This is a genomic window from Pseudomonas capeferrum, from assembly GCF_013523055.1.
Classification (GTDB): domain Bacteria; phylum Pseudomonadota; class Gammaproteobacteria; order Pseudomonadales; family Pseudomonadaceae; genus Aquipseudomonas; species Aquipseudomonas capeferrum_A.
Genome location: NZ_JAAMQM010000022.1, coordinates 29,139 through 53,789 on the forward strand (window position 1 = coordinate 29,139; position 24,651 = coordinate 53,789).

Below are 24,651 nucleotides of genomic sequence, written 5' to 3' on the forward strand. Positions count from 1 at the left end.
AGCGGTGCGTTAGCAGTGGGTGCATCATGCCGCAAAAACGTGGGTTTTTGCACCATCTTATTGGGGGTTTTGCTCAAATATTCGCCTTCGAACACTGATCCTAGACCATGCCAAGTGCCCGAAAGGGATGACTGGTCACGGCACCGACCAATCGCATCATAACGCGCACATGCTGACATAGGGCAAGCTACGCAGGCGGCAGACACTGATCATTAATTCTCCTGCGACACTCAAGCAAGGCAGCGGCATCTCAGGATCTTTGATTAGGCGGGGCTCATGACCAGTGAACCTAGTAGCTCCGCCCTCATCAATGCAGTTGTCACGTTCCTGCAGCCACCCTTACCCATTTAGCGCTTTGACAGAAAGGACATCCCACTGTAGATCTTATAGAACCCATAGCGTACCGCTAAATGTCGATATTGGTCGACTCTTGGGAACTGTCATACGTTTCAACAATCTGATGGTCACTGAGAGGATAAATATGAAAAACTTGCCTTTGTCGCTTTGCCTAGTTTCGATGTCCGCAGCCGCCGGCGGGTTTTCAGAGGAGCCACTGATAGCCGTCGATTTTTCTAAAGGTCAACGACTTGACCCGGCACAATGGTCGAGGACCGTTGGCGTCAATGAAAACACTAAGGTCTTCTACACTGATGGAGATCGAAACATCACCCACCAAGACGGGACTTTAATATTAGAAGCGAGACATGAGCGCTTGAAAAACCCCAAATTCGGACACGAAAACGGCGGCATTCTAAAAAACATTCCGCACAGAGATGTTAGCTCTGCAAGCATTATTAGTGTAAATTACTTTACCTATGGAAAATTTGAAGTCATTGCGGCTGTACCAGAAAGCCCAGGACTTCAACCCGCTATTTGGCTGCAAGGCAAAAACAAAGGCCAGTATGGCGAAATCGACATCATGGAAGCTAAAGGCAATAAGAACCCTGGAGTTCGCTTTTCGACTATTCACTCAGGCCCCTCCTCAAAAGAGCTGAAAAGAAAAAATAGCCACACCAGGCTAAGCGACGGCTTCCATAAGTATGCGGCAGAATGGACACCTGACCTTATAAAGATCTTCCACGACGACATTCTAGTACTGCAAGTACCAACTGACTTGGGGAAAACCGATACGATCTCTCCACTCAACCAGCCAATGCAACTAAAGATAAACATCGGCGGAGGCTCTCGCTGGTCAGGACCAATAGATCTAAACCAGTTACCTCAACAAATGCAAGTTAAGTCAATTAAAGTATGGGGCTATTCGCAGGATTGATGAGACGCGAAAGCTCATCTTTCTCAGCGCAGTACGATAAACTGTGCTGGAACGACCCTAGGCTGAGTTGGCATCAAAACTGCCTTCTCAGCATAACTGAGCTTTACATGCGTCTACCGCAGACCAATAGCTGACAAAACGTCCGCAGCCATTCCGGCGCAAGAAAGAGCAATACGTCAAGAAATTTATTTAGCTTGTGAAATAAACTCCTGCCTCAGCTCTTTCGACCTTTCAAGATTCAGGTAGTCATTATCACTGTATATTGACAACCCAAACGACTCCAGCTTCTCAAGAATTGCCTGCTTATCCATATCATGGAAACAGTTCAGGTTATTAACATGAATCCTCTCAAAGAACGACATATCCAAATACCTAGAATTACTTGGTATATTGGAACAGTAATTACTCAACACCCAATCTCTGCCGAGCTTCCAAACTAAATACAACGCAATGGCATCATCACCGAGACCACGCCCAAACAAATGCTTGGGCATATCGAGCCGAGGTGTCGGAACCGTGCTATTTTGGGCTAACGCTATCAAAACTTCCTTTCGATATCTTTTCAATGATGCGGGTGCTGCTAGAGAATCCAGACTATCACTCAACGATTCGGCGCTCAGCTGTTTAGCTGCAATAAGGGTCGTGGCATATTCACTAATACATGACACCGGATTTATGACCGATACGTCTGGGCCGAAGCCAAAGCTCGAATAGCTTTGGAAGTTCGGCTTGCTTTGCCCTGCGTACCAGAAGGGGCTCGCCTCCAAGATCGTACCAGTTGCCAGCGTGATAGGTTTGTCCGCGTGCTTGAAAAGCAACGCAGGGGCAAGCATGAAGCGCCAGTCAGTAGTCTCATTGAACTTGGGTTGACCGTTCGTCCTCGTCCTTCTCAAGTCCCACTGGATAACATTGGTATCGAAAGTTTTGAAGAATACGGACTCGCGCTCAAAGGCACCGCCAAACTCATTCGATACTAGCTTAGTTGATTCCGGGAGAATAGCTCTTGCAGCAATCGAGTCAAAGCCTCCAGAAAAACAGAGATATACGTCATCTGCAAGTTGCTTGGCTGGTCCTTTAGGAGAAACATCATCAGTCAGGGCATCAATTTTGCAGTTATATGTTTTTTCAAAAAAATCAACGCTACTTGCATTTGGAATCACACCACTAACCGAATAAGTGCTGCTATTTCTTGGGCGTGCTAGTAAAGCCACCCTGAACACGGCATCATCTGTAGGCGACAAATATTCAGGATATAATATTTCATGAGCAAAACATTCCTCAGCCTCCTCATAAAGAAATTTTATTCTTCCGATTTCTTTACTAATAATGATCTGCATTTTCAGCTCCGTTAGGATTAGTTATCTTTCGAGGATTTTATATTTCCTGCAGGAATCATCCAATTGATTTTGCGGAGCGTACTCAAACTTCTTAATAGCCTGTCGCTTTAGAGAGCCATTAACAACAGCAAAGTGATTGATTTTCTGCGCTCCCAACTTCCTAATAGAAGTGTTTTCCCCATGAAGAACCCGATTATATGCAATCTTATTAATATGTTTAAAAGGTCCTACCTCGCTCAACTTGAGGTACATATCATAGTCCACTGCGTTGGTAATTTTCTCATCAAAACCATCCGTAATATTCCAAGCCCGGGCTGTGAACATGCGGAAATGATGGGCAATCATGGCAGTAGTCAATTTTTCACGAGAAAATGTAGGCCAGTTATAACCTTCCGTAATCAGTGAACCATCGGCGTTAACATTACGATTAGTAGTGTAGACACAGGCGAGCGCACGATCCTTGAAGAACTCGTGCAAACATAACTCAACCGCATCTGACTCGAGATAATCGTCAGAATCCAGCTGACCAATGTAAAAGCCGCGTGTCATGCGCACTGCACTATTTGAAGCCGAGCCAATCCCACCATTCACCTTGGAAACAACTCTTACACGAGGATTCTTCCCATAATGCAAATTTATTATCTCGAGTGTATTATCGGTTGAACCGTCGTCACAGATACAGACCTCCAAATCAGTGACAGTCTGATTGAGGGCGCTATCTACACACCTAACAATATGCTCCGCACAGTTGTAGGCAGGAACGTAAATCGAAACAAGAGGCTTGTTATGGAGCTTGGCATCCTGAACTGAAACCAGCTTCCGATAAAAGTATGGAACTTTTTCTTTTACGATTTCGATAGTAATTTTCTTGCCAACGGCACGGTCTGTCTCGTTTTCTTTACCTGGTGGCTCTTGATGATAGGCCATGCCGCCGTCTACGGCTCTGAAAAAACATCCCTCACGATACAGCCTGTATCCGAACTCATTATCCTCACCACCCCAGTGATTGAATTCCTCATCAAACCAGCCTGCCTTTGCTAGCCACTTTCTTGCAAAGGCCACGTTCCCCCCACTGAAGAAACGGAAGGGCGTTTCGCATAACCGCAGATTATCGGTTTTTTCAAAATGTTCCAAGCGCCAATCTACGGAAACCATATTTTGAGTTTTGCCTGCAACACTGTTTTGTGTCAATACTTCAGGAAGACTGCCAATCAAACCTGGATCATTACGGAATTGTTCAGCTGAAATCTCCTCGGTATCAACATATTTACGCGGACCTATCAACGCAACATCATCATCTTCGACAAGAAGACTAACATATGACTCAACCCATTTAGGATTTGGCGCCATATCACAGTCCAAGATCGCTACAAATACATACTTTCCCGTCCTTAGCCCGAGATTCCGCACTGCGCATAACTGGTAGCCGTAATCTTTTTGACGGACATACTTAATATCAAGCAATGCCTCATATTTCCTAACCACATCAACAATCTGCTCGCCGCTTCCATCATCAGCAACAATCACTTCAAATGGATAGCTGGATTGTTGATTAACCAGGCATGCCAGTGTGACATCAAGGATTTTACTGCGATTGAAGGTAGGAACGACGATACTGAGCCCTACCTCCATTCCGTTCACGGGTACTGGCTTTGTTCTGCGCCTCTTGTTCCAATCAAAATCATTCGGACTGTCAGGAAGTGGAGCCAAAACTAGATCTTTGGGCCAGTCTGCAGGAATCGGGTTGACGTTTTTTGCAACGGCATCTTTTGATTTTGTTGATGTGAGCTCTTTCCAAATGGACAATAACTCTTCACGCTGTGCCTTCGTAAGCTTTAGCTCACCCGAATTTGAAAGCATAAGCTGCGTGGCAGGGTCTAAGAGTTTTTTATCGGGGTTCGCTAGAGGCAGCTGCTCCGGATTAATCTGCTTCAAGCACATTGCAATGTTGGCGGCTACGATATCATCCCCATACAACTTACCCGCCTCTCGAAACAGATCAACTGCTTTCGAAAAATTTCGACTTTTAAACTCAGCGATTGCGCTGCTCAGAATTTTCATCTTCTTGACTCTACCTGCATCCAATATAATCGACTAATTTTTTTTAATTGACGCTTGACACTAAGGAACTGCGGAGATCAAACATGCATCTTTTTCCAGTTTTCTAGCACTCAGTGTCACACTTGGATAAATCGATTCAATTTCGTCGACCCACATTCGAGCCACTTCTTTTTCGTCATCGCGAATGTAGTCATCGAGAACAATGTCTAAAGCGGCACCTTTGAAATGCTTCAACACCGCTGGCACAGCAGGATAACGAGCATGTTTCCCCGTAGAGCCTGGTGGACCATCGACAATCATTAGAATCTTCAAGCCCGCTGCTGACATTTGCCCTGCCAACTCCGCTAACTTTACGTTGCAGTCATAATAGGCATAGGTATTGCCATTTGGCGCCAGAAACGGGACAAGAGGTGCCAACGTAAGCTGGACGGCATTAGCCAGGCCCGCTTGCGTCAGATTGCCAAGCGTCTGGACGTGGTATTGCTCCAAGTGCTCGAAAGCGACCTGTACCGTGGCCACTTTTCGGCTGCGCTGTCGATCAATACGTGCCAGCGTCTTCGCCATGAGCACGGTCGAAGTACCAGAGCCAAATTCTAGGATCAAGTCATATTGATGACCATCTATGAGCTCAATTAAATAGAGCGCAAAATCTGGGCTAATCGGCCAACCATGCATTCCGGGCAAACGCTCGCCGTGGTTAAGGAAATTCTGTATACCTAGGAAAGCTTCAAGCTGTTGCGCCGTATTTAGCATTTCCTTCTTGATAGTGCTTTCGAGCGCTTTACGTACACTTGTCAGCTCTGCATTTTGCTTCTTGACATGCTCATCGAACGCACGATTTTGTTTTTGCAATTGTTCAGCAACATCCTGCACTGCACTCATATTACCATCGCGCGATAGAGTCCCTGCCTCGCTGGATACGGATTGTTCAATTTTTGAGGAGGAGAGCCCCAGATGGGCCAGCTCTCCACGTACGCGACTTTCGACCAAAAGGCGCAGGTCGGCACCCGGCGTGCCGATTTTCAGCGAATGCTCGAAATGATGAAGCGCTTGTTCCTCGCGTCCGGCAATCGCTGCTGCGCGTCCTAGGGTATTATGGGTTCCCGCGATCAGAATCTGACTAATCAACCTCTTGCTGCATCCCCAGTCCTGGGCCAGCCGGGTGAATTGACGCGCCGCGGGTATATTACCAAGTTGCTGATGGGCAGCTGCTGCGAGCAAGGCTAGCTTCGCTCTGTCAGGGTGATGTTGCAGTATCTCCCGCTTTAACAGGATCAAAGCTTGCCAGTCACCAAACTGCCATTGCGTACGGCTCCGCTCCAGGAGATTTTCATCGTAAGGGACTACCACCGAATCGGTATGTTCGCTAACCTCTCCCGCCAAGGTCGACTCGGCCTGTCTATGATTGTTGCTAACCTGCGGCGTGCGAAGACGCAGCCATTTGGCGATGACTTTGAACATGGAAAGTCCCTCGGTTTAGAGCCCTGGCTCGCGCAACAACAAGTCCTTGATCAGCTCGATCTGCGCTTCTGCCTTGATCAGCTCTTCTTGTAGCAACTGATGACGCAGTAAGCTCTGACTAGTCTCGCTTTCCAGAGTCTTGATTCGCTGCTGTGCGGTGTCATGAACTTTCTTCTGCTCAGCAAAGGATTTCTGGATCTGATCTCGCTCCGATGTCATCTTGTCTAACTGACTCTTCCGCTCGCCGACTAGGGAGCTCTGCTCGTCGCGACTTTTGCCCAGTTCGTTCTTTTCCTTGGTCAACGCATCTCGAGCAGCGACCAAGTCCGCTTTCTCTTCGGTAAGCGCATCGACTTGCGTTTTGCGGTCCACGGCGAGCCTGGTCTGTTCTTCACGACTTTTGGCCAGCTCGTTCTTTTCCTTGGTCAACGCATCTCGAGCAGCGACCAAGTCCGCTTTCTCTTTGGTAAGCGCATCGACTTGCGTTTTGCGGTCCATGGCGAGCTTGGTCTGTTCTTCACGACTTTTGGCCAGCTCATTCCTTTCCTTGGTCAGCGCGTTGTGAGCACTGGCCAAGTCCGCTTTTTCTTTGGTAAGCGCATCGATTTGCGCTTTGCGGTCCACGACGAGCTTGATCTGTTCTTCAAGACTTTTGGCCAGCTCATTCTTTTCCTTGATCAGCGCGTCGTGAGCACTGGCCAAGTCCACTTTCTCTTTGTTAAGCGCATCGATTTGCGCTTTGCAATCCACGACGAGCTTGATCTGTTCTTCAAGACTTTTGGCCAGCTCATTCCTTTCCTTGGTCAACGCGTCGTGAGCATTGGCCAAGTCCGCTTTTTCTTTGGTAAGCGCATCGATTTGCGCTTTGCGGTCCACGGCGAGCTGGGCCTGCTCCTCGCCACCTTTGGTCAGCTCATTCTTTTCTTTTGTCAGCGCATCACGAGTAACGATAAGGTCTGCCTTCTCCCTCTCAAGCGCCTCGAGTCTCGTTTTACGCTCAACAGCGAGCTTGCTTTGTTCCTCGTGCCCCTTGGTCAGGTCGGCCTTTTCCTTACTCAAAGCATCATGGCTATTGAGGAGCTCGGCCTTTTCTTTTTTAAGCTCAGTGATGTGCGCTCTGTGATCGTTGATCAGCTTTGCTTTTGCATCCTGTTCCGTGAGAAGTTCACTGTTTTGATTAGCCAATTCGTCACGAGCTATGACGAGATCAACTTTCTCTTTATTGAGAAAATCGATTTGATCTTGAAGCTTAATCACGTGCTCCGCTTGTTGAGAGCTACGCTCTTTAAGCTCGATCTTCTCGTTGGCAAGCGTATCGCAGGCTACAGTGAGTTCGGTCACTTGGTTGCTGAGCGTATTGACATGGAGGCGCAACTCATTTGTCAGCGCAGTTTTTTCAAGCAGATCAGCGTCTTGCTTTTCTAACGTTCTTTGAAAATAAATCAATTGCGCTTGGCTGGCCTGGACTTCATGAGCTAGTTTTGATTGCAGCTCCGCGATTTCACCATGAAGTTTCAAGCGTTCTACCGCCGAACCATTTCGCTTGAAAAGCATTCGACTTTGAGGATAGATGGCATCTGGATCCTCTGTGATCCAGTCATAGCCTAGCGCTTGCAGCCAAGTGACCAGATCGTCCGCCCCAGCTTCCCCCTCATACATAGGTTCACTGTTACATTCTATCAACAGCCAGGTGAAAGCCTGTAAGAGGCTAGATGGGGTATCTTGCAGTAACTGTTTGGCCTGCCCGGGCGCGGCGATCAGCAGCAAATGCGTTAGCTGTTCGTCCAACGCTTGTTCCGTCAATAGTTCTTCGAGACTAAGCGCTGCCACTTGCAAGACTTCGCTGTTTCGCAAGTTAGGGTAATGCGTAAACAGGTCGCCCGCAGCATTCAAGCTGCTATAAGCCAGGTTGTTGAATGCCTGCAATGTCGCCCTAGGATGCTCGCCCCCAGTTATCGCCACCGCAAGCAAGCGTTCGCCTTGCTCGTGATACAGGCGCCTACCCAACTCTTCAGCTAGACGCGGATGGGCTTCGGCAAGCACCAGGTTGCTGGAGCCTAGCTGCCGCCAATTCGACAGCTGATTGCCATTGCCAGCACCAATGATGACGCTGCTGTGCACACCATCAAGGCTGTGTTCATGGATATGTCGCAACAAATTGTTCATTAGGCGACAACCTCGTTCAGGCGGGATTCGACACTCTCCAACAATGCTTCAAGAACGCGCTGGGCCTTCCGAAAATCATTCAGTTGTGCCATGCCTGGAAGATCGGTCTCATCCATTTCATAAATCAGATCGCCAAGAAGTGCCGCAGCCTGATTGTTGTCAGGTTGCCTAAGCAGAACCGATTTGAGCAGATCGATTGCCTTGTCACGCTCTTGCTGATCGAGCAGGGCCTGGACACGCTTTGGCAGTGCTTCGTGCTGGATGCGATACAGCCGTTCACGTAGCGAGGTGTCTTCCGGCTGCAATGCGATTGCGACCTGTAATGCCTCTTCAGCCTCCTCGAACTGCCCCAGCGAGTAGTGACTGTTGGCAACCCCAAGGTGAGCCCAATGCAGCCGTAGGTCGATACCAGCGGCTACGCGAAAGGCTTCGAGGGCATCGGCGGGCAAACCTTCGAGCATCAAGCACTCGCCTAGCTTGCAATAGCCGAGCGAGTTTTCACCCAATGCATTATTGATCGTGGCCCAGGCGCTACGGGCTTCCTGCGGCTGACCGGTTTCCTGCAGCCGCGAAGCAAGCCGATAAGCGTTTGAGAAGTTTTCGAGCTTGTTCGAAAAGCGCCTATAACGTGCATCACTAAGCTGCTCCGCAAGCAGTTTCAGACCAAGTGCACGTGGAATCTGGGGATATGCTAACTCGCGCTTCTCAGGACCGAACTCATGATTTCCGCCATTGAGTACAGTACCCGTTTCGGCTATGCGTGCGATCAAGCTGTGGACTTCACCGTCAAATAGCTCATGAGAAAGCTGAAGATCGAACATGCAGAAGCCATCGCCTATCCCGGCATCCTTCAAGTCCTCGCGAAACTGTTCTGCTCGACCGTGAGCAACTACTTCGCCATCAGCGATGATCTCGATCACCAGACGCTTTTGTGGGTTAGCACGTGCCAAGGCCCAACCGTATGCACGGCCGTCCAATACATAGTCGAAGTGGCCGATGACCTCGGTGGTCACTGCCACCGGTGAGGATGTGGAAGTCATGGTGTCCTTTCTGCAAGGGTGTGCTTAGGGGTATTCGCTGGCCACCCGGTTTTTTTCCTGGGCAGTAGCGGGAAAGGGAGCCTGATGCTGGATTTTGGTCTCAATTTTGCTAATGCTAAGCAAGACACCATAGAACTGCTTTGGTTTAGGTATTTGATCGGAAACACCTTGGCTCGTATGCGTTCAATGCTTAGCGTACCTAAAGCCACCACGGCGTTTGCCAAGCAAAAATCTACGGTGCTTTTTTTGGCAGACCACCCAAGAAGGCCAAAACGGCTATTCCTATACATGACGTTGCCAGAGACCGCGCAGCATAGACCAGCTAGCGCTATGCCTGAGAACATAAGAAGGGGTAAGAAATTCAGAGCTGGGCTATCCATGCGGTACACCTACTTCCATTGGCCCCGAGACCCGAGATGGTCTGGGTTAAGGGCTTAGGGAGGGCACAAAGCCTTCCGAGGCTCCATCGAGCTGCCTTATTCGGCCCGTTATTCTACCCTTGAGTCTGAAAAAGTCTATCGGGTGATCACACGAGCAAATGAGCTTCGCTACAGCCGTGCTGAATAAAGACTGGCCCGCTCAGGACCAGTGGCTCACGATTCATGGATCTGATAGATGATCTGCAGATGCTTGCCTGTCCATTGCTTGCCAGCGAGGTACACCGGCCTTGGTAACTGCGTTCACCGAAAGGGATACTCAAGCACGCGGTTCCTGAGATCGTTCTGTGCACTCCAAGGGTTTTGCCATGCACATTTTTTCTCCGAGGACCTCGATGCTCGGTGTTTAACGAAGCCACAAGCGTGAAGCCTGAGGCCGTATCCCCGTCCGCCTCAGAGCGTGTTGTGCTGCCTGCTATCAGCTATCGCCGTATGCGCAAGACAAGCTGATATGCGTGGCCTAAGCCGAGGTATTCGACGTGGCGGTGGAGATCCGGCGCACCTCGCCCACATTTGGTAATCGGGACGGTTCGGTGCCTTCCGCCGGGCCCCATTCAGCTGTGGATTCCCCGAGCTTTGCACACGGCTTCAATATTTTGAGCGAGCGCGGCTACTGGCGGTAAGAGAAGATAACTTGAACACGGCCGCTAGCACACCGAACCATTATGTAATCATCCACTACAATAGCGTTACCGCTGACTCCCCTCCTCCGCCCCCAACATCCGCGCCATGGCTACATCCTCCGTCAAGGCCTTGGCCATACCGCTCAGATAGTACGCAGCCAACACCAATGTATCGTCATGCTCAAGACTGGCCTCGTGAGTGAGTTTGTAGACGCAGCCCATCAGGCGCGATGACTGCTCCAGCACATAGTCCAGATCATGACCAGGCACTACCCGAAACAGGCGGTGGAATATATTGCCCTCTAGACCTTCACCGAAGGTGCCAGTACCTATGGAATGGCTTGCTGTATGGCCTGGTGCAGCCGGTTCTGTACTCATAAAAAATCCTCCCAGGTGCAAGCCCAGCGAGTCGATTTGGTCCGCTACGCATTAGCGTCTTGGAAACGCCCGGTTGCTCGACCCAGACCCGCCAGGCCATCTGATTTTCAGTGCCGCGATTGCACCCGGCTCAAGGCAATTTCGACCAGACTCCGTGCACTTTCGATTTCGTGCATGGTTGCCAGGGTCATGACCTGACCGGTGGGTTTGGTATGCATGAGGACGGATTGCTGGGCGATGGTCAGGGCACAGACCAGATACTCGGCGGTCTGGACAAGAAGGTCTTCAAGAGAATGGTTGGCTGTTTTGCTGTGAAGCGGTGGATCCGGGACGATCTTAAGCATTGCTCACTCCTTGCTTCATGGAGCTACCCTCCCCTCGCTGTCAAACGAGAGGGTGGCAGCTGTATGTGGGTTGACAGACCGAGGAAGCAAGGAAACCCGGCGCACACGAGGTGCCCCACATACAGCCGCCATTAAGCGTGCACGTGCGGTTAAAAAGCTTACCTTCGGTCTGTCAAAACCGTTCGCTGGATTGACAGCGACTGGGCGAGACTAGAACGAGCGAAAAGCTACCGCAACGGCTTGGAGGCGTTAGAAGTATCTTTGGGAAATGTACTACAAGGAATAGGGAAAAGCTGAAGCTGCTCGGGAAGAAACTGACACTGCGGCGATACCAAACACCGTGAGCGAGGGCTCTCCCTCCTTTACTTGCTAACCGGTAGCATCACCCGGCCAATCCTGGTTCTCGGCGCGCTAGACCAATGGCGTTGCTTTCCTCCCCACCTGTACGGAAAATCGTCGTCGCCAGCTTTCTCGCCTCGAAGCGAGTGGATGAATACCCATATTCATTTCAGGCGGACTTCACATGGAACAATCCCTACGTGATGCGATTTCAGAAAACCAGGTCTATCTGGGCGTGCAGCTGGCGGATCTGCAGCTGTTCGAAAAGTATTCGGCACCCGACGCATCGCCCTGTCCAGGCTTCTACACAGACTTTTCCGGGGTAAGAACCAGGCTGTCCTATTTCGGTATAGACAGCCACCCCGCGGAGCGTCATGTCGGCGCCATCCCCTTCCCCGATGACTGTCTGCACGCTGAAGCCATCGAGTATCTCGCCGCGATCGTTGCCCTCGAAAAAGCCCAGGACAGTTTCTCGATCGTCGAACTGGGCGCGGGCTATGGCCCGTGGCTGGTGTTCGGTGCCAAGGCCGCCCTGCGTCGAGGCATCTCGAACATCAGCCTCCTGGCGGTCGAAGCCGATCTGCAGCGACATCAACTCTTCTACACCCATCTGGCCGACAACGGTCTGCCCTTGCCCGAAACGCACAGGTCAGAGGCAGGCGCGCCGGCGCGCAGCGGGATGCAGGTGCGTTGTATCCATGGCGCGATCTCGGACAGCAACGGCAAGGTCTCGTTTGGCTCGCAGAGCGTATTGGACTGGGGCGCCGCGCCTATCACCGACGGCGGTAGCGAGGACTACCGCGGCATCACGGTCCAGACGCAGGAGATAGATACCTACACCATCGAAGCCGCGCTGGCCGACGTGCCTGTCGTGGATTTCATGCACATGGATATCCAGGGGTTCGAGCTGAAGTCTATCCGCGCCTCCCTCGATACGCTGCAACGCAAAGTGCGCGTGCTGCTGGTGGCGACCCATAGCCGAGCACTGGAGGGAGGGATCATCGAGCTGTTGCATGACAACGGCTGGAAGCTGCTCTATGAGAAGCCGTGCAAGTTCAACCCTGGCAGCGATACCGACCTTACGGCGTTGACGTACTTGGACGGGACTCAGGTATGGATCAATACGCGCTTCGGGAGTGCGGTCCTTCCCCCGGTGCCGGTTGCGGAGGTGTCGCGCGAGGAGTGTGAACATCACCGAGCGCTCGAGGCGGTGTATCGGTCTACCAGTTGGCGTATTACTGCGCCGCTGCGGTGGTTGAAGACTCAGGTAGCGAGGTAGAAAACGGCTTGCACTGCTTGTAGACGTAACGGCCGTCCGCTTGCGCATGGGGCGGTCTTGGCGTGCTCGCGTGCTCGGGGGCCGTAATCGCGACTGAACCGCCAGTGAGCGTAGTGCTCAAGACTGCCGCAGCGCCCTCCCTCTCCCGTGCGATCCCGAGCCGAAGCCAACGGCATCGGGAGCGGCAGTGAACCTTCGTGGCTGTCGGGGCTCAGTTGTGCAAACCGCGCTTGCGACCTCTACAAAGGATTTGTCATGGGACATGCTGCATCCACCGCCCTTCCCGCGGTTCGCGTCGAACGTGAACTGAGCCTGCGGGCGGTGCTCACCGGTGCGGTGCTGGGTATCCTGCTCACGCCCTCGAATGTCTACGCGGGGCTCAAGATCGGTTGGTCGTTCAACATGTCGATCATCGCCTTGCTGGTCGGCTTCGCCCTGTGGCAAGGCCTGGCGGGGCGCAGGAAGGACCGGCCCGCGTGGTCGTTGCACGAAAGCAACATCAACCAGACCGTGGCTTCGGCCGCCGCCTCCATCATCTCCGGCGGGCTGGTCGCGCCGATCCCCGCCTATACGCTGCTCACCGGTCACCAACTGGATCCGGTGCCGATGATGGCCTGGGTCTTCTCCGTGAGTTTTTTGGGCATCTGGATCGCCTGGTACCTGCGCCCCGCCTTACTCAACGACCATGGCCTGAAGTTTCCCGAAGGCATGGCGACCCTGGAGACGCTGCAGCAGATCTACTGTCACGGGCAGGAAGCCATGACGCGGATCAAGGTGCTGTGCAGCGCCGCGCTGCTGTCAGGGCTGGTGAAATGGATCGACGGCTTCGTCTGGGCGATACCGCGCTGGGCGCCCACGCCTACGCTCGAGCGCCTGACCTTCACTGCCGATCCTTCGCTGCTGCTCATCGGCTTCGGCGGCATCATCGGCATTCGCGTGGGCCTGACGCTGCTGTTCGGCGCCGTGCTGGCATGGGGCGGGCTGGCGCCGTGGCTGATCGACCACGCCCTGGTGGCGCTCGCGCCGGATGCCGGCGGCCCACAGTTCGCCACGCTGGTGGAATGGCTGTTGTGGCCGGGCGTGAGCCTGATGGTCTGCGCGACCCTGACTTCATTGGCAGTTCGTCTGTTCCAGGTGGCCCGGCGATCGCCTGGCGACCTGCCTGCACATCGGGCCCCGCGCGCCAGGGTGCGGTTTTCGCCAGGGCCTGCGTCGGGTCTGCTGCTGTCCGTCGCTCTGGTGGTGACCCTGCAGGCGCTGCTGTTCGGGATCGACGTGTGGATGGCGCTGTCGAGCGTTCCGTTGGCGATCTGTCTTGCCGTGGTCGCCGCGCGGGTGGTGGGCGCGACCGGCATCGCGCCGATCGGCGCCATCGGCAAGCTGTCGCAGCTGGGCTTCGGCCTGATCGCCCCGGGCCAGGTGGCCATCAACCTGATGAGCGCCAACACGGCGGGTGGCGCGGCCGGGCAATCCACCGACCTGATGAACGATTTCAAGGTCGGCCTGGCGATCGGCGCGACGCCGCACAAGCAGCTGATCGCTCAATGCATCGGTATCTTCATCGGCAGCGTGGTCGGCGTGCTGGTGTACCTGATGCTGATCCCCGATCCGCAGACCATGCTGCTCACCGAGCAGTGGCCCGCCCCGGCGGTCGCGACCTGGAAGGCGGTGGCCCAGACGCTGACGCAGGGGCTGGGGGCGCTGTCGCCGGAGATTCGCTGGGCGATCGTGGTCGGCAGCGGTGTCGGCGTGCTGCTGGGCGCGCTGGACAGCCTGTTGCAGCAACGGGCGGCGCGTTGGCTACCGAGTACGGCCGCGCTGGGGTTGGCGTTCATACTGCCCGCGTCGATCTCCATGATGATGGGCCTGGGCGCGGTACTGACCTGGCTGGTCAGTTGCCGCTGGCCGAGCGTCACGGAGCGGTTCGCGATCACGGCGGCAGCGGGGTTGATTGCCGGTGAGAGCATCACCGGCGTGGGGGCATCGTTCTGGGAGATGCTTCGGACGTGATAGCTGAGTTCTTCATGGATCCACAAATATCTTATGTTCGATAAACGAACGATTTTACGATATGGTTAACTCATTGAAAAACAAGAATTATCTATAGGTACTTTTTGGTTTTTCGTTCGTTTACCTCCTGAATCGCCATTCCGTCTGGCTCTAATCAGTTGCTTGTGGATCCATTGTCTGGTTGATTAGCGCCTGACAACGGCGGGAGCCCTCCTTGCCGTATGCGACAACAATTACAAAAAGGGTCCAGTCATGAACGGCTTGCCAAGGGCGCGGAACCATCACGGTTCCTGCCGCCTTACGTACGTGTGTGCGTCTGTCTTTTCGCCTGAGGCCAACATGGGCCAGCAGGTGACCCCATGAACAATGCGCTCAAACAGCATCTGGACAATGACTCGATGGGTCGATTTCAGTGCCTGGCCATTGGCATTTGCATCGTGCTGAACATGATCGATGGCTTTGACGTGCTGGTCATGGCGTTCACTGCCGCCTCGGTGTCTGCGGAGTGGGGGCTCAGTGGTGCCCAGGTGGGACTGCTTCTGAGCGCCGGCCTGTTCGGCATGGCGGCGGGGTCGCTATTCATCGCACCCTGGGCCGACCGTTTCGGTCGACGTCCATTGATACTCGTGTGCCTGGTGGTATCGGGCGTCGGCATGCTGCTCTGCGCGTTCAGTCAGAGCGCTTTGCAACTGGCGCTGCTGCGTGGTCTGACGGGCCTTGGGATCGGTGGCATCCTGGCCAGCAGCAACGTGATCGCCAGCGAGTATGCCAGCAAGCGTTGGCGCGGCCTGGCGGTCAGCCTGCAGTCTACCGGGTATGCCTTGGGCGCGACGCTTGGCGGCTTGCTGGCGGTATGGTTGCTGGGCCACTGGGGTTGGCGCTCGGTCTTCCTGTTTGGCGGCATCGTCACCGTGCTGGTGATTCCCTTGGTACTGCTGTGGCTGCCTGAATCGCTGGATTTTCTACTGATGCGGCGCCCGCCCAATGCACTGGCGAGAATCAATCGACTGGCAGTGAAACTGGGGCAGCCTGCGCTGCAACAGTTACCCGCGCCGGCACTTCAAGAAGCGGGTGCGGCCACGGGGTTCGGGCAGTTGCTGGCGCCCGCCATGCGCCGGACCACCCTGGTGATCTGGCTGCTGTTCTTCCTGGTGATGTTCGGTTTCTATTTCGTCATGAGTTGGACCCCGAAGCTGCTCGTTGCCGCCGGCTTGTCGGCGCAGCAGGGCATCACTGGCGGGGTCCTGCTGAGCGTCGGAGGCATCCTCGGCGCGGCGTTGATCGGCGGTCTCTCTTCGCGCTGGCCACTGAGCCGGGTGTTGTCGCTGTTCATGCTGATTACCGCCGGCTTGCTGGTGCTGTTCGTGGTCAGTGGCTCATCGGTCAGCGGCGTGCTGGCGCTGGGGCTGTTGATCGGGCTGTTCTCCAACGGCTGCGTGGCCGGGCTCTATGCCTTGTCTCCTGTGGTCTATGACGCTTCAGTGCGCGCTACCGGCGTTGGTTGGGGCATCGGTATCGGCCGAATCGGCGCGATCCTGTCACCGACGGTGGCCGGCGTACTGCTCGATGATGGCTGGCAACCCCTGCACCTGTATGGCGTGTTCGCCAGCGTCTTCGTGATTGCGGCGGGTTGCCTGTTGCTGCTCAAACCTGCGTCCAGCTCGGTACGGCCGGTGTTGGCGAATCCGTAGTTTTCTGCCAATGCGTTAACCGCTGTCTTCCATCCGCCCAAGCCCGGGCACTTGATTGCAGTCTCCCCTCGACGGTCCGCGCTTGGCCCGCGAGGGCGGCTGCCGCCAAAAAAACGGAGAACAATAATAATGATCGACACGTCCTGCACACCCGTCCGTACCGCTGTGGCGGTGTCCTTGATGTCATGCCTGAGCCTGCAGGCCTCTGCCGAGGATGAAGGCTTCTTCGAGGATGCCAAGACGGGACTGATACTGCGCAACTACTATTTCAACCGGGATTTTCGCGACCCGGGTGCAGCCAAGAACAAAGTGGAAGAATGGGCCCAGGGTTTCATCTTGAAGTTCAGTTCAGGCTACACCCCGGGCCTTGTCGGTTTCGGCATGGATGGCATCGCTCTGTTCGGCGTGAAGCTGGACAGCAGCCGGGCTGCCAGTGGCTCTGACCTGCTGCCGATGCACGATGATGGCCGTGCGGCTGACAACTACGGGCGTGCCGGCTTGGCGGCCAAGATGCGCATCTCGGCGACCGAACTCAAAGTCGGCGAGCTGTTGCCGGACCTGCCGCTCTTGCGCTACGACGATGGCCGGTTACTGCCGCAGACGTTTCGCGGGGCGATGCTCGACTCGCGGGAATTCGACGGTCTCAGCCTGCAGGCCGGCCAGTACCGCAAGGTGAGCCTGCGCAACTCGTCCGACATGCAGGACCTTTCCGCCTGGGCCGCGCCGGGGGTCTACGCCGACGGTTTCAACTATGCGGGGGCCGAGTACCGCTTCAATGCGCAGCGCACCCTGATAGGTGTCTGGCATTCGCAGCTCGAGGACATCTATCAGCAGAGCTACTTGGGCCTGCAGCACACCCAGCGCGCAGGTGACTGGACGCTTGCGGCCAACCTCGGTTACTTCATCGACAAGGAAGACGGCCAGGCACGCATCGGCGCTATCAAGAGCCGCACTGGCTACGCCTTGCTGTCGGCGTCTCACAGTGGGCACACGGTGTATCTGGGGTTACAGAAGGTCAGCGGCGACAGTCAGTGGATGTCGGTGTATGGCAGCAGTGGCCGGACCCTAGGCAACGACATGTTCAACGGCAACTTCAGCAACGCCGACGAGCGTTCCTGGCAAGCGCGCTACGACTACAACTTCGTCGCCATGGGCGTCCCAGGGCTGATGGCAATGGTGCGGTACGGCCATGGCGACAATGCCACCACCGGCGCCGGCAGCAACGGCAAGGAGTGGGAGCGCGACGCCGAGATCAACTACACCGTGCAGAGCGGCGCCTTGAAAAATCTCAATCTTCGCCTGAACAATGCGACCAACCGGCGCAGCTTCAACAGCGACTTCGACCAGACCCGGTTGATCGTGAGCTATCCACTGTCGTTGTGAGTGCCTGGGACTGTTTCGCAGTCCCAGGCCCAACCGGCGCCTGGCTTACGCTAAGATGGCGCCTCATGTCTGTGGAAGTTGCCTGGATGAGTAAGCCCGGTCAATTGGTACTGGTCGCGCTGCGCAAGATGATCGCCTCGGGCGAGCTGGCTGCCGGCGCGCGGTTGATGGAAATCCCCACCGCCGAATTGTTTGGCGTTTCGCGCATGCCGGTGCGGATGGCGTTTCGTACGTTGGAACAGGAAGGCCTGCTGGTACGTTCTGGCGGGAGGGGATTCCAGGTACGTTCGGTGAGCGCAGAGGACATCGCCGGTGCGGTCGAGGTCCGTGGCGTACTGGAGGGGTTGGCCGCACGCCAGGCTGCGGAGCGTGGGCTGGCGCCCCAGGCCCAGGAGGCGCTGCAGCGTTGCCTGTACGACGGCGACCAATTGTTTGCCAAGGGCTTCGTGACCGAAGAAGACCTGGAGCTCTACCATGACCTGAACATGCGCTTTCACCAGGTGATCGTCGAAGCCAGCCGCAATCCGGCGATCGCCGATGCCTTGGCGCGCAATGACCACCTGCCGTTCGCTTCGGTCACTGCCCTCGCGGTGGACCGCCATGACCTGTCGCGCGAATACCGACGTTTCAATTACGCGCACATGCAGCACCATTCGGTGTTCGATGCCCTGGTCAACGGCCAGAGTGCCCGCGCAGAAGCCATCATGCGCGAGCATGCCAATGCCACTCTGCGTTACGCCGAGACCTTTGCCGGGACTGCGGCGCAGGAGGGCATGAAGGTCATCATGCCCTCCTCCTGAATCCTCTCAGAGGTCGAGCACCAGCAGTGGCGTCTTCGACCGCGAGCAGCACGGGGTGAACTGATCGTTGAGCGCTTGCTCCTGTTCGGTCATGAACAGGTCGCGATGCTCTGGCACCCCTTCCAGCACACGTGTCAGGCAAGTGCCGCAAATGCCCTGTTCGCAGGACAGGGCGATCTCGATGCCGTGCCGCTCCAGCACCTGCGCCACGCTTTGGTCGGCAGGCACTTCGAAGATCTGGCCGGTGCTGCCCACCTGCACCGAAAAACTACCGTCATCGTCGCTACTGGCCGGCGCTGCGGCGAAATATTCGCGGTGCAGGCATGCTTCCTCCCAGCCCTGTGCCTTGGCGCTTTCGAGCACGTGCTGCATGAAGCCGCCAGGGCCGCACACATACAGGTGGGTATCGCCGTGCGGTTCGGCCAGCACGTTGGCAATGTCGAGCGCGGTTTCCGGCTGCTCGTCAAAGTGTACGAATAGCCGGTCGGCAAACGGCGCACTACGAATACGCTGGACAAAGGCAGCACGCTCGCTGGAGCGGGCGCAATAATGCAGTTCGAAATCGGCGCCACGCTGTGCCAGGTGCTCTGCCATGCACAGGATCGGAGTAATGCCGATACCGCCAGCAAAGAGCAGGCTGCGACGGGCATCCTGGGCCAAGGGGAACAGGTTGCGCGGCGTGCCGATGCGCAGGCGTGCGCCGCTCTGGATCTGTTCGTGCAGGCAGCGCGAGCCGCCCCGTGAGCCAGGGTCGTTGAGGACGCCGATCACATAGCGGTGGCGTTCTTCGGGGTGGTTGCACAGGGAATACTGGCGTACCAGCCCATCGGGCAGGTGCACGTCGATATGTGCGCCGGCGCTGAAGGCCGGCAGCGGGCTGCCATCGACCGCAGCCAGTTCGAAACTGCAAATGCCCTGCGCTTCGTCGTTACGGGATACCACTACGACATCGATCATGTTCGCTCTCCTCAGGCGGGCTGTACGCTGGTCGCGATCAGTGGGTCCTGGGGGGCGCGTTCCTTGGCGATCAGGCGCTCCAGTATCTTGCGCGACTGAACGCCGCCCGCATCGATGTTGAGCTTGAGCAAGTTGCGCTGGGGGTAGGCGAGCAGGTTCTGCTGCTGCCTTTCGAGCATATCCAGGTCTTCACTGAAAATCTTGCCTTGGCCTTCGCGAATGCTCGCGGTGAGGGCCTCGTCCTGCGGGGCGAAATTGCGCGCCATGCCCCAGAAGTACCAGATCGAGGTGTCGGTCTCCGGCGTGATGAAGTCGACCACGATACTCGAAGCCTTGTGCTGCGCTTCGGCGTGGTAACCGCCTTTGCCCGCATGAGCCACGCCGACTTCGATCAGCACATGGCTGGGCGGTGTGAAGCGGCAGATCTGCCAGCGGTCCACCGGTACATCGTCGGCCAGGCCGTTGCCGCGCAAGGCCATGCGCCAGAAGGGCGGAGCCATGATGTTTTCCATATGGCGGGCGGTCACCACCTCCTCGCCACTGACGGTGGTTACCGGCGGCGCTTCGTCGATTTCCTTCTGGCCGATGCTCGAGGCGTGCACATAGGTTTCGTGGGTCAGGTCCATCAGGTTGTCGATCATCAGGCGGTAATCGCAGCCGATGTGGAACAGCCCGCCGCCATAGGCCCACTCCTCGTTCTGCGCCCACTCCAGGTGGGGGATCAGGTCGGGGTCTGCCTGTGACTGGTCGCCAGGCCAGATCCAGACGAAGCCATGGCGCTCGACCACGGCGAACGTCTTGTTGCAAGGAAAGCCTCTGACGCGCTGGCCAGGCATCTCGATCGTCTTGCCGTCGCAGCCCATTACCAGGCCATGGTAGCCACACACAAGGTTGCCGTTCTCGACATAACCCAAGGACAGCGGTGCACCGCGGTGCGGGCAAAAGTCCTCCACCGCTGCGACGCGGCCCCCGGCGCCTCTGTAGAACACGATCTTTTCCCCGCAGATCTGCCGGCCGAAAGGCTTGTCGGTGATTTCGTCAGGGGTGCAGGCGACATACCAGGTGTTTTTGGGGTACATGGAGGCTCTCCGGGGGCGATGATTGTTGTTATTTAATGGATCCATTAAATATTCCGGGGAGCAGTATGGTCAATGGTTTTTGAAAAGAATTGTGGATGCTACGGGCGATTATCGGATTATTTTGAGTAATGTGGTTTTTTAGTGGATCCACTGGCAGAAAGTAGCCCTGGTTGGAGGCAGACGGATTCGCCCTGCCGAGCGGGAAGGAATCACGGCGGCAGCGGGGTTGATTGCCGGTGAAAGCATCACTGGGGTGGGGGCCGTGAAATGAACAGACGCGAATGGTATGACAACTCCGGCAATAGGTTCCGCTCCTTGGCAACGAGCACTGGGGGTTCGCCGAGAGCGGCTTGATGGCACCTCGATTCGCTTGTATCACGCCCCTGGGAGCTGATCTCTCTTGCTCGCTACCTTCTGCGCCGGGATCAACTAGAGTGGAAGTACTCTGCATAAAGCCATAACAAGACGGAGAGGTTCCCCATGCGAGTAAAGACACGCTTCGCAATGCTGGTCGCCGCCACGTTGGCAATCAGCACCGCCGCTCAGGCCGCGCCGGTGTTCATCAACATCCTGACCGGCGGCACCAGCGGGGTTTACTACCCGATCGGTGTCGGCTTGTCGCAGATCTACAGCGATGGCATCGCGGGCTCGAAGACTTCGGTCCAAGCCACCAAGGCCTCGGTGGAGAATCTGAACCTGTTGCAGGCCGGTCGAGGCGAGTTGGCGCTGGCATTGGGCGACTCGGTCGCCGATGCCAAGAACGGCGTGGAAGACGCTGGTTTCAAGACACCGCTGACCAAGTTGCGGGCGATCGGCGGGGCCTATCCCAACTACATCCAGATCGTCGCCAGCCAGGAATCGGGGATCAAGACCCTCGCGGACCTCAAAGGCAAGACCATCTCGGTCGGCGCGCCCAAATCCGGTACCGAACTGAACGCGCGCGCGATCTTCAAGGCCGCGGGGTTGACCTATGAGGACATGGGTAAGGTGCAATACCTGTCCTTCGCCGAATCGGTCGAACTGATCAAGAACAGGCAACTGGATGCGACATTGCAATCCTCCGGGTTGGGCATGGCGGCCATCCGCGACCTGTCCTCCGTCATGCCACTGAACTACATCCCCATCCCGTCCGAGGTGGTCACGAAAATCGGCAACCCGGCCTATCAGAGTGCAATGATTCCGGCCAATACCTATGACGGCCAGGCCGAAGCCGTGCCCACGGTCGCGATCACCAACATTCTGGTGACCCGCGCTGACATGCCCGATGAAGTCGTCCATGAGATGACCAGGCTGTTGTTCGACAACCTGACACGCCTGGGCAACTCACATTCGGCGGCCAAGGACATCAAGCTGGAGACTGCAGCCAAGAACCTGCCGATCGCGCTGCATCCAGGTGCCGAACGCTACTACAAGGAAAAGGGCGCGCTGTAGCCGCGCCAGGCGCAGTGGGCCTGATCGCCACTGCGCCATCGGTTCCATTCAGTGTGGTCATGAGGCAGGCAGGTCATGAATGACGAGCATCACGGCATTCCCGCAAACCCGCGGGACTGGCCGAAAACCTTGTTTTATGTAGCGTTGCTGTTTTCGATCTTTCAGATCGTCACGGCAGCCTTTTCTCCCCTCTCAAGCCAGGTGCTACGCGCGGTACATGTCGGTTTCCTGCTCTGGGTAGTCTTCCTGAGCTATCCGGCTTGCGGCAAAGCCCGCCCCTGGCAACCGCTGGCCTGGCTGCTCAGCCTGGCAGGCATCGTCACTGCCGTGTATCAGTGGGTGTTCGAGGCGGACCTGATCCAGCGCTCCGGCGACCTGACACCGGCAGACATGGTGATCGGTATCCTGCTGATCGCCTTGGTCTTCGAAGCCGCCCGACGGGTGATGGGGATCGCCCTGCCGATCATCTGTGGCCTGTTCCTGGCCTACGGTCTGTTCGGCGAGTACCTGCCCGGCGCACTGGCGCACCGGGGCTATGGGGTCGACCAGATCATCAATCAACTGTCGTTTGGTACCGAAGGGCTCTATGGGACACCGACCTATGTGTCGGCTACCTATATCTTTCTGTTCATCCTGTTCGGCGCCTTCCTGGAACAGGCGGGCATGATCAAGCTGTTTACCGACTTCGCGATGGGATTGTTCGGCCACAAGCTGGGGGGACCGGCCAAGGTGGCCGTCGCCTCGTCAGCCTTGATGGGGACCATTACCGGCTCGGGGATTGCCAACGTCGTGACGACAGGGCAATTCACCATTCCTCTGATGAAGCGCTTTGGCTATCGGCCCGCCTTCGCCGGCGGGGTGGAAGCCACCTCCAGCATGGGCAGCCAGATCATGCCGCCGGTGATGGGTGCGGTAGCCTTCATCATGGCTGAGACCATCAATGTGCCGTACGTGGAAATTGCCAAGGCCGCATTGATACCCGCCATGCTTTATTTCGGCTCGGTGTTCTGGATGGTTCATCTGGAAGCCAAGCGCTCCAACCTCAAGGGATTGCCCAAGGACCAATGCCCCAGCGCATTCGGCGCCGTAAAGCAAAGCTGGTACCTGCTGATTCCCCTGCTGGTGCTGGTCTACCTGCTGTTTTCCGGGCGCACCCCGCTGTTCTCCGGCATGGTCGGATTGGCGTTGACGGCCATCGTGATTCTCGGCTCAGCGATCATTCTCAGGGTGCGGCACCTCGGCCTGCGCTGTGCGTTCTGGATTGCGCTGGGCGTGCTGTGCACAGGCTTCTTTCAACTTGGGATCGCCGTCATCTTCGCGGTCATTGCGGTGCTGGTGTTGGTGTGCTGGTGCCTCAAAGGCGGGCGGGAAACGCTGCTCATCTGCCTGCACGCACTGGTCGAAGGCGCACGCCACGCGGTTCCTGTGGGGATCGCCTGCGCATTGGTGGGCGTGATCATCGGTATCGTTTCGCTCACGGGCGTGGCCTCGACCTTTGCCGGCTACATATTGGCCATTGGCCGAGACAACCTGCTGCTGTCACTGATACTGACGATGGTCACCTGCCTGGTGCTGGGCATGGGCATACCGACCATCCCCAATTACATCATCACCAGCTCGATCGCAGCGCCTGCCCTGCTGGAACTGGGTGTGCCGCTGATCGTGTCGCACATGTTCGTGTTCTATTTCGGCATCCTCGCCGACCTGACACCACCGGTCGCCCTCGCCTGCTTTGCCGCAGCCCCCATCGCGAAAGAAAGCGGATTCAGAATCAGCCTCTGGGCGGTGCGCATCGCGCTGGCAGGTTTCGTCATTCCGTTCATGGCGGTCTACAACCCGGCGCTGATGCTGCAAGGTGACGATTTGTGGATGACTGTCTACATGCTGGTCAAGACCCTTCTGGCGGTCGGCCTCTGGGGAGTGGCGTCCACTGGTTATCTGCAACAGAAAATGGCCATCTGGGAACGCTTGTTGAGTCTTGGCGCGGGGGCCCTGTTGATCGTGTCGCTGCCGCTGACCGATGAAATCGGCTTCGTACTCGGGATTCTGGTACTGCTTCAGCACGTCTGGCGGTCCAGGCACGCAAGGATGGCCAATGCATGATCGACTTGTGCCTGGGTCTGGCCGGCAGTGTTTGGGCGCAGTTGCCGGTGTCGCATTTCACATTGGCGTGGAACCACAGCATCGAAAAGATTCGTTGGGAGGAAGACTATCGCGTCACCCGCGAAGGCTTGGTCCTGGAGGAAGCCAGGATTCGAGGTAGCGGTGCGGGAATGGAGATACCTGACGACGCTCGACTGGAAAACGGCAGTTGGCACTTTCAGCGCCTCTTGCAGCCCCTGCAACCTCTGAGGCTAGGGCGAACCCCGGAGGCTGGCGACTACCAACTGTGCGTCGACGGGACGTGTCGATTCATGAGCCGATGGGTCGGATCACCCACCAACAGCCAGCCTTTCATACAGCTATGGAGTTGCGAGGCAGTCAGGCAACCATCGCAGGACAATCCTCGAGCGAACTGAACACTTCGCCAATCCGCCATAGAGAAGACAAGCGTGGCCGGCA

19 protein-coding genes are annotated in these 24,651 nt (G+C 56.1%); 10 read left to right on the forward strand and 9 right to left on the reverse strand.

Annotated elements, in window-relative coordinates; genetic code table 11:
* Positions 1 to 481: 481 nt before the first annotated feature.
* The gene (locus G7009_RS22175) at positions 482 to 1,273 is read left to right on the forward strand and encodes a glycoside hydrolase family 16 protein (protein ID WP_181132239.1); all 792 of its coding nucleotides are present in this window, start codon (positions 482 to 484) and stop codon (positions 1,271 to 1,273) included.
* 185 nt (positions 1,274 to 1,458) lie between these two features.
* Here the strand turns inward: G7009_RS22175 and G7009_RS22180 are convergent, their stop codons facing one another.
* The 5 genes from G7009_RS22180 to G7009_RS22200 are packed head-to-tail and all read right to left on the reverse strand — an operon-like array spanning position 1,459 to position 9,338.
* The gene (locus G7009_RS22180; RefSeq protein ID WP_181132240.1) at positions 1,459 to 2,610 is read right to left on the reverse strand and encodes a hypothetical protein; all 1,152 of its coding nucleotides are present in this window, start codon (positions 2,608 to 2,610) and stop codon (positions 1,459 to 1,461) included.
* A 21-nt stretch (positions 2,611 to 2,631) separates the two neighbouring features.
* Positions 2,632 to 4,671 (reverse strand): glycosyltransferase family 2 protein, encoded by a 2,040-nt coding sequence (locus tag G7009_RS22185; protein WP_181132241.1) that lies wholly within the window; start codon positions 4,669 to 4,671, stop codon positions 2,632 to 2,634.
* Positions 4,672 to 4,731: 60 nt separating this feature from the next.
* Entirely contained in the window at positions 4,732 to 6,132 is a 1,401-nt protein-coding gene (locus G7009_RS22190; protein WP_258198029.1) for a methyltransferase FkbM, read from the reverse strand.
* Positions 6,133 to 6,147: 15 nt separating this feature from the next.
* Positions 6,148 to 8,298 carry a hypothetical protein gene (locus G7009_RS22195; protein WP_181132242.1) on the reverse strand — a complete coding sequence of 717 codons (2,151 nt, stop codon included), beginning with the start codon at positions 8,296 to 8,298 and terminating at the stop codon, positions 6,148 to 6,150.
* Positions 8,298 to 9,338 carry a tetratricopeptide repeat protein gene (locus tag G7009_RS22200; protein WP_181132243.1) on the reverse strand — a complete coding sequence of 347 codons (1,041 nt, stop codon included), beginning with the start codon at positions 9,336 to 9,338 and terminating at the stop codon, positions 8,298 to 8,300. The genes G7009_RS22195 and G7009_RS22200 overlap by 1 nt, the downstream gene beginning before the upstream one ends.
* A 916-nt stretch (positions 9,339 to 10,254) precedes the next feature.
* Between G7009_RS22200 and G7009_RS22205 the strand changes: the two genes are divergently transcribed.
* Positions 10,255 to 10,398 (forward strand): hypothetical protein, encoded by a 144-nt coding sequence (locus G7009_RS22205; RefSeq protein WP_308813349.1) that lies wholly within the window; start codon positions 10,255 to 10,257, stop codon positions 10,396 to 10,398.
* 66 nt (positions 10,399 to 10,464) lie between these two features.
* Here the strand turns inward: G7009_RS22205 and G7009_RS22210 are convergent, their stop codons facing one another.
* Together G7009_RS22210 and G7009_RS22215 are read right to left on the reverse strand one after the other, a co-directional pair.
* Positions 10,465 to 10,776, reverse strand: a complete 312-nt coding sequence (locus G7009_RS22210) for a DUF3077 domain-containing protein (protein WP_181132244.1) — start codon at positions 10,774 to 10,776, stop codon at positions 10,465 to 10,467.
* Positions 10,777 to 10,883: 107 nt separating this feature from the next.
* The gene (locus G7009_RS22215) at positions 10,884 to 11,120 is read right to left on the reverse strand and encodes a hypothetical protein (protein WP_181132245.1); all 237 of its coding nucleotides are present in this window, start codon (positions 11,118 to 11,120) and stop codon (positions 10,884 to 10,886) included.
* Between the two features lie 523 nt (positions 11,121 to 11,643).
* Here G7009_RS22215 and G7009_RS22220 point away from each other — a divergent pair.
* The 5 genes from G7009_RS22220 to G7009_RS22240 all read left to right on the forward strand — a co-directional run bounded on the left by G7009_RS22220 (position 11,644) and on the right by G7009_RS22240 (position 18,622).
* Positions 11,644 to 12,738, forward strand: a complete 1,095-nt coding sequence (locus G7009_RS22220; protein ID WP_181132246.1) for an FkbM family methyltransferase — start codon at positions 11,644 to 11,646, stop codon at positions 12,736 to 12,738.
* Between the two features lie 255 nt (positions 12,739 to 12,993).
* Entirely contained in the window at positions 12,994 to 14,748 is a 1,755-nt protein-coding gene (locus tag G7009_RS22225; protein WP_181132247.1) for an OPT family oligopeptide transporter, read from the forward strand.
* 359 nt (positions 14,749 to 15,107) lie between these two features.
* Complete coding sequence (locus G7009_RS22230) at positions 15,108 to 16,439, forward strand: MFS transporter (RefSeq protein ID WP_181132248.1); 1,332 nt, start codon at positions 15,108 to 15,110, stop codon at positions 16,437 to 16,439.
* A gap of 129 nt (positions 16,440 to 16,568) precedes the next feature.
* The gene (locus G7009_RS22235; RefSeq protein ID WP_181132249.1) at positions 16,569 to 17,822 is read left to right on the forward strand and encodes an OprD family porin; all 1,254 of its coding nucleotides are present in this window, start codon (positions 16,569 to 16,571) and stop codon (positions 17,820 to 17,822) included.
* Between the two features lie 86 nt (positions 17,823 to 17,908).
* A complete protein-coding gene (locus G7009_RS22240; protein WP_181132250.1) occupies positions 17,909 to 18,622 on the forward strand; it encodes a GntR family transcriptional regulator in 714 nt (237 codons plus the stop codon).
* A gap of 6 nt (positions 18,623 to 18,628) precedes the next feature.
* On the opposite strand, the gene G7009_RS22245 is transcribed toward G7009_RS22240, so the two are convergent.
* On the reverse strand, positions 18,629 to 19,579 hold the full coding sequence (locus G7009_RS22245; RefSeq protein ID WP_181132251.1) for a PDR/VanB family oxidoreductase: 951 nt from the start codon (positions 19,577 to 19,579) through the stop codon (positions 18,629 to 18,631).
* Between the two features lie 11 nt (positions 19,580 to 19,590).
* On the reverse strand, positions 19,591 to 20,658 hold the full coding sequence (locus G7009_RS22250; RefSeq protein WP_181132252.1) for an aromatic ring-hydroxylating dioxygenase subunit alpha: 1,068 nt from the start codon (positions 20,656 to 20,658) through the stop codon (positions 19,591 to 19,593).
* Between the two features lie 480 nt (positions 20,659 to 21,138).
* Between G7009_RS22250 and G7009_RS22260 the strand changes: the two genes are divergently transcribed.
* The 3 genes from G7009_RS22260 (at position 21,139) to G7009_RS22270 (ending at position 24,608) form a co-directional block, all read left to right on the forward strand.
* Positions 21,139 to 22,089, forward strand: a complete 951-nt coding sequence (locus G7009_RS22260) for a TAXI family TRAP transporter solute-binding subunit (protein ID WP_181132253.1) — start codon at positions 21,139 to 21,141, stop codon at positions 22,087 to 22,089.
* Positions 22,090 to 22,164: 75 nt separating this feature from the next.
* Complete coding sequence (locus G7009_RS22265; RefSeq protein WP_181132254.1) at positions 22,165 to 24,192, forward strand: TRAP transporter permease; 2,028 nt, start codon at positions 22,165 to 22,167, stop codon at positions 24,190 to 24,192.
* Complete coding sequence (locus tag G7009_RS22270; RefSeq protein WP_181132255.1) at positions 24,189 to 24,608, forward strand: DUF1850 domain-containing protein; 420 nt, start codon at positions 24,189 to 24,191, stop codon at positions 24,606 to 24,608. The genes G7009_RS22265 and G7009_RS22270 overlap by 4 nt, the downstream gene beginning before the upstream one ends.
* Positions 24,609 to 24,651 lie beyond the last annotated feature (43 nt).

Coding starts and splice junctions, on each gene's coding strand:
- G7009_RS22190 (WP_258198029.1), bottom strand. CDS start 6,132: ATGTTCAAAGTCATCGCCAAATGGCTGCGTCTTCGCACGCCGCAGGTT.
- G7009_RS22220 (WP_181132246.1), top strand. CDS start 11,644: ATGGAACAATCCCTACGTGATGCGATTTCAGAAAACCAGGTCTATCTG.
- G7009_RS22265 (WP_181132254.1), top strand. CDS start 22,165: ATGAATGACGAGCATCACGGCATTCCCGCAAACCCGCGGGACTGGCCG.
- G7009_RS22245 (WP_181132251.1), bottom strand. CDS start 19,579: ATGATCGATGTCGTAGTGGTATCCCGTAACGACGAAGCGCAGGGCATT.
- G7009_RS22235 (WP_181132249.1), top strand. CDS start 16,569: ATGATCGACACGTCCTGCACACCCGTCCGTACCGCTGTGGCGGTGTCC.
- G7009_RS22240 (WP_181132250.1), top strand. CDS start 17,909: ATGAGTAAGCCCGGTCAATTGGTACTGGTCGCGCTGCGCAAGATGATC.
- G7009_RS22215 (WP_181132245.1), bottom strand. CDS start 11,120: ATGCTTAAGATCGTCCCGGATCCACCGCTTCACAGCAAAACAGCCAAC.
- G7009_RS22180 (WP_181132240.1), bottom strand. CDS start 2,610: ATGCAGATCATTATTAGTAAAGAAATCGGAAGAATAAAATTTCTTTAT.
- G7009_RS22210 (WP_181132244.1), bottom strand. CDS start 10,776: ATGAGTACAGAACCGGCTGCACCAGGCCATACAGCAAGCCATTCCATA.
- G7009_RS22225 (WP_181132247.1), top strand. CDS start 12,994: ATGGGACATGCTGCATCCACCGCCCTTCCCGCGGTTCGCGTCGAACGT.
- G7009_RS22250 (WP_181132252.1), bottom strand. CDS start 20,658: ATGTACCCCAAAAACACCTGGTATGTCGCCTGCACCCCTGACGAAATC.
- G7009_RS22200 (WP_181132243.1), bottom strand. CDS start 9,338: ATGACTTCCACATCCTCACCGGTGGCAGTGACCACCGAGGTCATCGGC.
- G7009_RS22195 (WP_181132242.1), bottom strand. CDS start 8,298: ATGAACAATTTGTTGCGACATATCCATGAACACAGCCTTGATGGTGTG.
- G7009_RS22175 (WP_181132239.1), top strand. CDS start 482: ATGAAAAACTTGCCTTTGTCGCTTTGCCTAGTTTCGATGTCCGCAGCC.
- G7009_RS22230 (WP_181132248.1), top strand. CDS start 15,108: ATGAACAATGCGCTCAAACAGCATCTGGACAATGACTCGATGGGTCGA.
- G7009_RS22260 (WP_181132253.1), top strand. CDS start 21,139: ATGCGAGTAAAGACACGCTTCGCAATGCTGGTCGCCGCCACGTTGGCA.
- G7009_RS22185 (WP_181132241.1), bottom strand. CDS start 4,671: ATGAAAATTCTGAGCAGCGCAATCGCTGAGTTTAAAAGTCGAAATTTT.
- G7009_RS22270 (WP_181132255.1), top strand. CDS start 24,189: ATGATCGACTTGTGCCTGGGTCTGGCCGGCAGTGTTTGGGCGCAGTTG.